Below are 10318 nucleotides of genomic sequence, written 5' to 3'. Positions count from 1 at the left end.
CTTTTTCAGCAGCGTGTGCTGGAGATTGTGCAGGCCATCCCGCCGGGACACGTCCTGACCTATGGGCAGGTGGCCGCCCTGGCCGATACCCCGCGGGCCGCGCGACAAGTGGGGCGTATCCTATATTCCTGTGGGCGAATGGTGCCCTGGCAGCGGGTAATCAATTATTATGGCGGGCTTTCAACCTACAAGGTCGGCAGCGGGGAACTGCAACGGGCTTTGTTGGAAAATGAAGGCGTCTCCTTCAGGGCGGATGGAACGATCGATCTGAATCACTATCAGTGGCGGCCGGGTCTGCGGATGATCAGGAAGCTCAAGTTACCGGAGGAGATCGCTTTCCGAATCAACGCCCAACTGCCCTTTTCCCATGATAGAGTCAAATAACTCCCTATTTTTTTCCCCAGAGGGTATTCCCTGCCCGTGAGTTCCCCCGGTTGCAAAACCTCAGAAGGGCTCTCGATTCGCCTAAAAAAAGCTTGACATTTCCGGAATATGAGGGAATAGATTAGCATTCCTCCGAGACATCTAAAACGGTATTCCAAAATATGGACCAAAGACAACCGGATTATGGAATGAAGCATTGCGCGCTGAATTTTCCAGGTCGGGCACCTCCTTGAGTACCTTCCTCGGGTTTCAACTATTTCCGATTTAAAGAGAAGAGAACCACCGGTTTTATGAATTCTGCCAAATTCAACCGAAAAGGAGGAAATAATGTTTAATGTAAAAACGTACTGGGTAGTGGGCATGGCCTTCTTAGGTCTTTTATGGGCCGTTACGCCGTCAGGTGCGGTCAACCGGGATTTTGCCAAAATCGACACCGTTCGTTTCGGCGTGCTGGCTCCGGTACAGATGGTCGTGGGGCAGGGGATCATCAATGCCGCTAAATTGGCGGCCGAGGAAATTAACGCCGCTGGCGGTATCCACGGTAAAAAGATCGAAATCATCGTCGGGGATACGGAATCCAAGCCGGAAAAAGGCATTACGGCCATGAAAAAACTGGTTATGGAAGACAAGGTCGACGTGCTAGTGGGGGAATATAACAGTGGCGTCGCCCTGGCCATCCAACCCTTCCTGGGCAACTACAAGATCGTCCTGATCTCCACGGGAACCGCTTCCACGGACCTGACCAACAACGTGAAAAAAGATTATCAGAAGAACAAATACTTTTTCCGCCACATGATCAATTCGGACCGGATGGAGCTTGTGGCCCACAAATTCTTGAAGGAATTCGCCCATGGCAAACTGGGCTGTAAAAAATTCGCCATCCTGGCCGAAAATGCCAAGTGGACCGAAGACTACGGCAAGGACCTGAAGAAAGACCTGGAAAAGGATGGTCTGGAGGTCGTCCTCTACGAACGGTTTGACGTGGAACTCAAGGACTTCTCCCCCATCTTTTCCAAGATCAAGAGCCTGGGAACCCAGTGGATTTTTGAGCTTGTCAGCCACGGGGCCAGCATCCCCCTGGTCAAGGCCTGGCAGGACAACAAGCCTGCCCTTATGGGAGGGGCCAACGTGGGCAGCATGGATTCCAAGTTCTGGGGAATGACCGGCGGCGCCTCTTTGTACGAATCGACCTATAATATGATCGCCCGGGCCCCCCTGACCGATCGCACCATCCCCTTCTGGGACGACTACGTGAAAAAGTTTGGTTCCAATCCCATGTACGTCAGCGGATTCACCCATGACGCGGTCTATCTGATCTCCGAAGTAATGAAACAGAAAAAATCGGTCAAGTCCGATGACATCGTTGCCGGCCTGGAGACCATCTCCTTCAAGGGTGTCCTTCATCCCCAGACCGGGTTTGACAAACAGACCCATGACCTCCTGGAGGGCCGGTACGTCATGCCCTTCGTCCAGTGGCAGGCCGGGGGCAAACAGGTCGTCTTCTATCCTGAGAAATTCAAGACCGGGGATTACGTCAAGCCGGCCTGGTGGAAACCATAACCAAATAATATTTACAATTTTGGAATCCAGGAGCCAGGAGCCAGAATTCAGAATGGGAATAAACCATAATTTTTTTGGATTCTGACTTTTGGATTCTTGGCATTGCAACCAACTTGATTGAAGTGAGTCCGGCCGGGCGGGAAGCGGTTCGGGGCGGAGCGCAGATATGACCACGTTTTTGAGTATCCTTATCCTGGGTACCATCTGGGGGGCGATTTACAGCCTGATCGCCGTGGGGTTCACCTTGATCTTCGGGGTGGCCGGGATCATCAATCTCTCCCATGGCGCCTTTTACATGCTGGGGGCCTACCTGGCCTACACCTTCATGACCCTCCTCCATATCAATGTGCTCCTGTCGGCCCTGATGTCTGTGGCTGTCGTGGCCCTCATCGGCATGGCCATCGATCGTTTCGCCATCCGCCCCATGCGGGACCGCCACGCCTATGTCCTCATCCTGACCCTGGCTCTCGCCCTCTTTATTCAGGAGCTCATGTTCGGCATTTACGGATCCTACGGAAAATCCGTTCCGAGTTTCCTGACCGGAGAGATTGTCCTGGGCGGGGTGTTCGTCTCCTTTCAGAAGCTGATCACCTTTTTTGTCGGGGCCGCCCTGGTGGTCCTCTTCTGGTTTTTCATCAAGAAGACCAAGACGGGGAAATCCATCTCCGCCGTGGCCCAGAACAAGGATGCGGCTATCCTGGTCGGGATCCAGTATGAGCGGGTCTATCTGATGGCCATGGGGATTTCCGCCGGGCTGGCCGCCGTGGCCGGGGTTTTTATCGCCCCAATCCTGGAAGCTGTTCCCACCATGTGGGCCTTCCCTTTGTTCAAGGCCTTCGCCATCGTCATCATCGGGGGCCTGGGGAGTATTGAGGGGGCGATCCTGACCAGTCTGCTTTTGGGGTATTCGGAGACCATGGTGAGCATACTCCTCTCGGCCAACTATTCGGATATGGTCTATCTCCTGGCCATCATCCTAGTCCTGATTTTCCGGCCCACCGGATTGACCGGAAGAAAGTCCTCCCGGGGTTGAAACCGAGGGACCCGGAGGCCGCTATTCGATATTTTCATGATTCGTAAGGAGAAAAGGGTCCCATGAATTCATACGAAGACTTGTTCGGTCTGAAATCGATTTACAAAAAGCTTCTGGGGCTGGCCGCCTTCGGGCTCATAGTCCTGCTGGCCCCTCTGATGATGGATGACCTGTATTACCTGGAGATCCTCTTCCTCTGCCATTATTACGTCATCCTGGCCTGTAGTTGGGACCTCCTTTCCGGTTTCACCGGAAACATTAATTTCGGTCACGCCTTCTTTATCGCCAGTTCCGGCTACTTGGGGGCGGTGCTGAACCTGAACCTGGGATGGGGACCCTGGCTGACCCTGCCCGTGGGCGGGATTATTGCCGGGCTGTTCGGGTTGATCGTCGGTGCCGTGACCCTGAGGCTGAAAGGCCCCTATTTCGCCGCCGTGACCTTCTGCTTCGGGGCCCTTCTTTATAAATGGTGCATGATCAGCTCCAAGTTTCTGGGCGGGGAGGAAGGCCTTTCGGGAATAGCACCCCTTACCGATTCCCCCCTGGGGAACTATTATTTTTCCGCCCTGTTCATGCTGGCGGTCATCTTCCTTCTCTATTTGATCGCCAAATCCTCCTTCGGGCTGATCCTTCGTTCCATCGGGGAAAACGAAATAGCCAGTGAAGGGTCGGGGATCAATACCACCTATTACAAGGTGACGGCCTTTATCCTCAGCGCCGCCATCGCCGGGGTGGCCGGGGCCATGTACGCCCATGTGCAGATGCACGTCGGGCCGGAGATGGCCCACGATTCTCTTTCCGGGCTGATCCTCATGATGGCCGTCGTGGGGGGCATGGGCTCGATTATCGGGCCGGTTATCGGGGCCTACCTTTTGACCCTGACCAATGAATCTCTCCGTTTTCTGGGAGAGATGCGCCTGCTCATTTACAGCGGCGCCGTGGTCCTGGTTATCTTTTTTGCCCCCAAGGGTCTGCTGGAAATTTTTTCTCAGACCTTCCGGCGGATCATCGGGCAGGAGCGATAAGAAAAAAAAGGAAACCGTCATGGAGCCCATCTTAGAGATTCGTCATCTGTCCAAAGCCTTCGGCGGCCTGCAGGCCATCACCGGCTTTGATCTGAAGGTAAACCCCGGGGATCTGCTGGGAGTCATCGGTCCTAATGGGGCCGGAAAGACGACCCTCTTCAACCTGATTACCGGATTTGTCCGCCCCGATTCCGGGGAGGTCTGGTTTAGAAAGGAGAACATCACCACCCTGAAGCCCTTTCAGATCGTCAACCGGGGCATGGCCCGAACCTTCCAATTAGTGGACCTGTTTAAAGAAATGTCCGTTATCGAGAATGTGATGATACCCTGCTTCTCCCAGCGGGCCGCGCAGCAGCGAGTCCGGGGAGAGAAGCCCTGGAAAACAGCCATGGCCTACCTGGAAGAAATGGGGCTGGGGAACCGTTTCAACGAGAAGGTCAAGAATCTGGCTTTTGGCGAACTGCGCCTGCTGGACATCGCCCGGGCCATGGCCACCCAACCCGACATCCTGCTCCTCGACGAACCTTTTTCCGGACTGGACCTGGAGGACGCAGTCATCCTTTCCTCGGCCATTCAGCACATGCACAAAAAAGGCCAGGCCATGGTGATCATCGAGCATCGCCTGCGGGACTTGCTGAAGCTGGTGGAACGAGTGGCGGTCATTGTCTTCGGGGTCAAGATCGCCGAAGGACCTCCTGATGAGATCATCAACAACCCCAAAGTGGTCAATGCCTACCTGGGGGAAAGGAGAGAATAAGGTGCATCTGCTGGAGGTCAAATCGCTTCGCGTCCTTTACGGGAAGGCCATGGCCCTCAACGGGTTGAGCTTGAGCCTGGCAGAGAAAGAGATTGTGGGTGTAGTCGGCCCCAACGGCGCAGGGAAAACGACTTTACTTCGGGCCATCTCGGCCCTGGTCCCGGTGGAGGGAGAGATTCTTTTTGAGGGAGACCGGATCGACTGTCATCCTCCTCATGAGATCGTCCGGAAAGGGATTATCCATTGCCCGGAACGGAGGCAGCTCTTTTTCGACTTCACGGTGACCGAAAATTTAGAGATGGGGGCTTTCCTCCGCAAAGACAAAGAAAAAATTCGAGCCGACCTGGAAAATGTCTTTAGTCTTTTCCCCGTTCTAAGGGAAAGGAAACGTCAATTAGCCGGGACCCTTAGCGGGGGGGAGCAGCAGATGGTGGCCATAGGCCGCTCCCTGATGAGCAGCCCCCGCCTCCTTTTGCTCGACGAACCTTCTGTGGGCCTCTCCCCCCTGGTGAAAAACCTGCTCGTAGAAGGGATCAAAACCATCTGGAAGAGGGGCTTGACGGTTTTGATCGTTGAGCAGGATGCCAGTCTGACCCTCGACCTGGTGGAGCGGGTTTATATCCTGGAGCACGGCAAGGTAGGGCTGGAAGGGAACAGCCGGGATCTGTTAAATAATGATGAAGTCAGGCGGGTTTATTTCCAGCTCGGATGATCCCGGTCAAAAAATCCCTTTAAAGTTTTTTTTCCGACGTGCCGAAAATATAAATATTGACAGCTTTAGCTATTTTCCTTTTCGTAAGACACTTGGGTAGTATCTCTCACTCTCCTTTCCAATGTTTCTAATGCCGTCATTTCCGTGAACCCCGGATCAGATTGGGGCAATCGCGGGAAAACCTAATTGATGAATTCATCAAAATTCCCAGCTTTTTAAAAAATCGAAGTGTTTTATTCGGTCCGGCGGGTTTAGGGTGAAGAAAGGAAGCTAAGATGTTAAACAGGATTAAACTTTCCACAAGAATTTTATTGTTGTGTATCAGTGTTATCATAGGCTTTTCGCTGATTTTTGCCTGGATCATTCCACAGGTCAGGACCAGCCTGTATGACGCAAAGTACGAAAAAACCAGGCAACTGGTGGAGACGGCCTGGGGTGTCCTGGATTATTATGCCAAACAGGCAAAGGCCTCCGCCCTGCCATTGGATGAAGCCCAGAAAAGGGCCAAGGAAGCGGTTAAAACCCTCCGCTATAATAAAGAGGACTATTTCTGGATCAATGATCTGGAACCGCGCATGGTAATGCATCCCTATAAGCCGGAATTGGATGGAAAGAATCTGTCCGAAGAAAAAGACCCTAACGGGAAGAGACTGTTTGTCGCCTTTGTGGATGTCTGTAAGAAGGAGGGAAAGGGGTTTGTGGATTATTTTTGGCCTAAACCCGGTGTTTCAACGCCGGTCCCGAAGATCTCCTATGTGAAAGCCCTTCCGGAATGGGGGTGGATCATCGGGAGCGGGATCTACCTCGATGATGTGCAGGCAGAAGTTTCAAGGATCCTTTACATCCTCATCGGTGTTATGGCCGGGATTACTTTTGGCGGTTTAATTTTTTCCTATCTGATGGGCAAGTCGATTTCCAGGCCCATTTATCGGGTCATCGATGGGCTTACCGATGGAGCGGATCAGGTGGCTTCCGCCTCTTCCCAGGTTGCTTCTTCCAGTCAGTCTTTGGCCGAAGGGGCTTCGGAGCAGGCCGCCGGTCTGGAGGAAACCTCCTCATCCATTGAAGAGATGGCTTCCATGACCAAACACAATGCTGAAAATGCCCGGCAGGCTGACAGCTTAATGGCCGGAACGAGCCGGGTGGTGGATGAAGCCAATCACTCGATGGCCGAATTGACCGGGTCCATGAAGGCGATTTCAGCGGCCAGTGAAGAAACGGCCAAGATCATTAAGACGATAGACGAGATTGCCTTTCAGACAAATCTGCTGGCCCTCAATGCCGCAGTCGAGGCCGCCCGGGCCGGAGAGGCCGGTGCCGGATTCGCGGTGGTGGCTGATGAGGTGCGAAATTTGGCTATGAGGGCCGCCGAGGCCGCTAAAAATACGGCCAATCTGATTGAAGGGTCGGTGAAAAAGATCAAAACGGGTTCTGATATTGTATCGAAGACCAATGAAGCCTTTACCAAAGTAGCCACAGGATCGAAAAAAGTCGGGGATCTGGTGGGAGAAATTACAGCAGCTTCCCAAGAGCAGGCCCAGGGAATCGACCAGATAAACAAGGCGGTGGCCGAGATGGACAAGGTGATCCAGATGAATGCCGCCAGTGCGGAAGAGTCGGCTTCGGCCTCGGAAGAGATGAATGCCCAGGCGGAACAAATGAAGGCCTTTGTAAAAGAGTTGGCGGCCGTGGTTAACGGAAGTCAAAACGGAGCCATCGGCCATCAGACCAAAATCTTATCCCATCATGAAACGGTTAAAGGGAAGATATTCAGGGGATCGTTGAAGAAGCCGAAAGAAGTCAATCCGGAGCAGATCATCCCCATGGGAGAAGGGGATTTTAAGGAATTTTAGTCCGGAAACTGCCTTAAAGCCGATTTTCCAGAAATGCATTCGGGGCATCTTATGGACTCGACTACTTTGTTCCATTTTGTTATAATACATTATGGACCTTTCCTCATTAATCACCCGAATTAAAAACTATCCCGGCTTAACCCGAAAACAACCCATCCGGGAGGTTTTTGAAAAGCTGGTTATGGAACCCTCTTTCGGTCTCCAGTTGCCCAATTATGGGGACGATGCAGCGGTGATCCCCTGGAAGGGTGAATATTTGCTATTGGCCGCCGATGGGATCATGCCCCAACTCCTGATCAACGAACCCTATGCCGCCGGAAAGGCGGCGGTCATGGTCAGCGTCAACGACATCTATTCCATGGGCGGCCGGCCCATTGCCCTGGTTAATGTTCTGGCCTACGGGGATGGGGTTCGACGGACTGAAGTCATCGAAGGGATCAGGAAGGGCTGTCAAAAACTTCGCGTGCCTATGGTGGGCGGACATTTGCATCCCGATGCCCCGGATCAGGCCCCGGCCCTTTCCGTGGCCATCCTGGGGCAGGCCCAAAAAGTATTACGTAGCCATCTGGCGCAAACCGGTGACGATCTGATCCTGGCTGTGGATCTTCAGGGGCAAAGGGGCTGCCGGTCGGTCGTCAGTTGGGATGCCAATTCAGGGAAAACTTCGGAAGAAATCCTCTATCGCCTGGAGGTTCTGCCGCTGATCGCCGAAAAAACGTTGGCCTGTGCGGCTAAAGACATCAGTAATGCCGGAATTCTGGGGACCACGGCGATCATGATGGAGAATTCCGGGAAAGGGGCCGTCATCGATCTGCCTTCCATCCCCCGGCCTTCGGGGATCGATTTAAGCGACTGGCTGCTGGCCTTTCAGAGCTTCAGCTTTATCCTTTCCGTACCAGCAGGGAATTCGGAGAAGGTGTGCGCCCTGTTTAAAGAACGGAAAATCGAAGCCGCGGTTATCGGAAAGGTCGTTTCTTCCCCCCAGGTCTTTTTGCAAGACAGAGAGCAACGGGAAATCTTCATTGATTTTTCCATGGACCAGATTACAGGCATCAAGGTTCCCTTATAAATCCTGTAAATCCTGTCGGATAACAAAAACTGAAAGGAGTTTCCTATGAGCACTAATTATCCCTTCCTCTTATCCCCGATTCAGATCAAAGGCCTGACCTTGAAAAACCGGATTACCATGGCCCCTCTGTTCCTGGGTTATGCCAATCCGGACGGTACGGTCAATTCCCTGATCCTGGATCATTATCAGGAAATGGCCGCTTCCGGGGTTTCGCTGATCGTTGTGGAAAACGTGGCTGTCGATCCCCTTGGGCTGGGTTCTCCTTTTACGATGCGCATCGATGAAGAGCGCTTTCTCTTCGGTTTGTCGGGCCTGGCCAAGACCATCCATCAACAGGGTGCCCTGGCCTTTCTTCAGATCAACCATGCCGGACGTTATGCTTATGGGTCGGATAAAATCGCTCCATCGCCGATAGAAACCTCTAAGGTCACCCCCCGGGAAATGACGGGGGAGGATATCGAGCGGGTCATCGCCGCCTATGTCGCCGGCGCCAAAAGGGTGCAGGAGGCCGGCTTCGACGGGGTCGAACTTCATGGCGGGACCGGTTATCTGATGGTCCAGTTTTTGTCTTCCCGAACCAATAAAAGGACCGATCGCTATGGCGGTTCTCTGGAAAACCGGATGCGTTTCCCCTTGCAGGTGGTTGATTCGGTTCTCAAGGCCGTGGGTCCGGAATTTCCGGTAGGCTATCGTTTTCTGGCTGACGAATGGCTGCCGGACGGTCTTCATCTGGAAGAAACGATCCCCTATGCCCTGGAATTGGAAAAGCGCGAGATGGCCTATCTCTCGGTCATGGCCGGCACCTATGACTCTTTTTTTTCTCCCGAATATCTCAAGGAAGAAAAGAAGGAAGGCTACATGGTCCCTTTTGCCTCCCGGATCAAAGCCGCCCTTTCCCGGATTCCGGTCATTACCGCCGGCCGGATCCAGACCCCGGCTACCGCCAACTGTATCATAAAAGACCAACAGGCAGACCTGATCGGTTTGGCCAGGGTCTTATTGGCGGACCCGCTCTGGCCCAAGAAGGCCCAGGGGTTGGTCCAGGAGCCTTTTGTCTCCTGCGAACACACCTGCACCTTGTGTATGAAACGGGTTATGAAAGGCAAACCGGTCTTCTGTTCCCAGTGGAACAAATCACGGCAAAAACAATTTTTGGAGCGCATCGGCGAAAAACCGGAAAGCGATTAAAGTTTTCCCCTAACAGGCCGATAAATAATTAAGGCCGGGAATAAACCGGTTTTTAAAAAAATATTGGACAGTAGGGGGAGGAGACAAAATGAAAAAAGTTTTGGTAGTTATGATGATCGGCCTGTTAGGGTTTATGATGGGAGGGTTCGTTTATGCCGCAGATCATGGGACGGCGCCCGAGGCCGAGGCCATGGTTAAGAAGGCAATTGCCTTTTTTAAGGCCAACGGAAAAGATAAAGCCTTTGCCGAAATCGGCAATCGCCAGGGGCAGTTTACCGACCGGGACCTCTATGTAACGGTTTATGATATGAATGGAAAGTGCGTAGCCCACGGGGCCAATGCCAAGATGGTCGGCAAGGACCTGATCGATATGAAGGATTCCGACGGGGTCCCTTTTGTTAAGGAAAGGGTGGAACTGGCCAAGTCTAAGGGGAAATTCTGGCAGGATTACAAGTTTACCAATCCGGTATCGAAGAAAATTGAACCTAAATCCATGCACTGTGAAAAAGTTGGGGATCTTATTTTCTGCTGCGGTATTTACAAAAAATGATGACTATGTAAAAATTCCCCGAGGCCGTCTCCCCGACGACCCCCCATCAGACGGGTTTTCCTTCTACTTTTTGCTGAAAAGTTATTAAAAATCAATAAAATGGATTAATTTTGGCATGAATTTTGTAGGCATGTAAATATCATTTTTTTCTTGACATATATTATTTTAGTATTATTATGTAGCCATG

The 10318-nt window shown here is 52.5% G+C and carries 10 protein-coding genes; all 10 read left to right on the top strand.

The genetic code is table 11. From position 1 onward, the window contains the following. Positions 1 to 15 precede the first annotated feature (15 nt). The 10 genes from HY879_05270 to HY879_05225 all read left to right on the top strand — a co-directional run bounded on the left by HY879_05270 (position 16) and on the right by HY879_05225 (position 10131). Positions 16 to 384: an MGMT family protein gene (locus HY879_05270; GenBank protein ID MBI5602746.1), complete on the top strand. Its 369-nt coding sequence runs from the start codon at positions 16 to 18 to the stop codon at positions 382 to 384. A 327-nt stretch (positions 385 to 711) separates the two neighbouring features. Then, entirely contained in the window at positions 712 to 1944 is a 1233-nt protein-coding gene (locus tag HY879_05265; GenBank protein MBI5602745.1) for an ABC transporter substrate-binding protein, read from the top strand. Positions 1945 to 2110: 166 nt separating this feature from the next. Continuing rightward, positions 2111 to 2977, top strand: a complete 867-nt coding sequence (locus HY879_05260) for a branched-chain amino acid ABC transporter permease (protein ID MBI5602744.1) — start codon at positions 2111 to 2113, stop codon at positions 2975 to 2977. Between the two features lie 62 nt (positions 2978 to 3039). Then, complete coding sequence (locus HY879_05255; GenBank protein ID MBI5602743.1) at positions 3040 to 4002, top strand: branched-chain amino acid ABC transporter permease; 963 nt, start codon at positions 3040 to 3042, stop codon at positions 4000 to 4002. A 19-nt stretch (positions 4003 to 4021) separates the two neighbouring features. Continuing rightward, complete coding sequence (locus HY879_05250) at positions 4022 to 4759, top strand: ABC transporter ATP-binding protein (protein MBI5602742.1); 738 nt, start codon at positions 4022 to 4024, stop codon at positions 4757 to 4759. Further along, entirely contained in the window at positions 4731 to 5471 is a 741-nt protein-coding gene (locus tag HY879_05245; GenBank protein MBI5602741.1) for an ABC transporter ATP-binding protein, read from the top strand. The genes HY879_05250 and HY879_05245 overlap by 29 nt, the downstream gene beginning before the upstream one ends. A 275-nt stretch (positions 5472 to 5746) precedes the next feature. Then, the gene (locus tag HY879_05240; protein ID MBI5602740.1) at positions 5747 to 7324 is read left to right on the top strand and encodes a cache domain-containing protein; all 1578 of its coding nucleotides are present in this window, start codon (positions 5747 to 5749) and stop codon (positions 7322 to 7324) included. Between the two features lie 91 nt (positions 7325 to 7415). Beyond that, positions 7416 to 8393 carry a hypothetical protein gene (locus HY879_05235; protein MBI5602739.1) on the top strand — a complete coding sequence of 326 codons (978 nt, stop codon included), beginning with the start codon at positions 7416 to 7418 and terminating at the stop codon, positions 8391 to 8393. 45 nt (positions 8394 to 8438) lie between these two features. Next, positions 8439 to 9581 (top strand): NADH:flavin oxidoreductase, encoded by a 1143-nt coding sequence (locus HY879_05230; protein ID MBI5602738.1) that lies wholly within the window; start codon positions 8439 to 8441, stop codon positions 9579 to 9581. 88 nt (positions 9582 to 9669) lie between these two features. Further along, positions 9670 to 10131, top strand: a complete 462-nt coding sequence (locus tag HY879_05225; GenBank protein ID MBI5602737.1) for a cache domain-containing protein — start codon at positions 9670 to 9672, stop codon at positions 10129 to 10131. Positions 10132 to 10318 lie beyond the last annotated feature (187 nt).

This window comes from Deltaproteobacteria bacterium, assembly GCA_016219225.1.
GTDB lineage: Bacteria > Desulfobacterota > RBG-13-43-22 > RBG-13-43-22 > RBG-13-43-22 > RBG-13-43-22.
The sequence above is the reverse complement of the archived record's forward strand: the minus strand, read 5'-3'. Positions and strand labels throughout refer to the sequence as shown.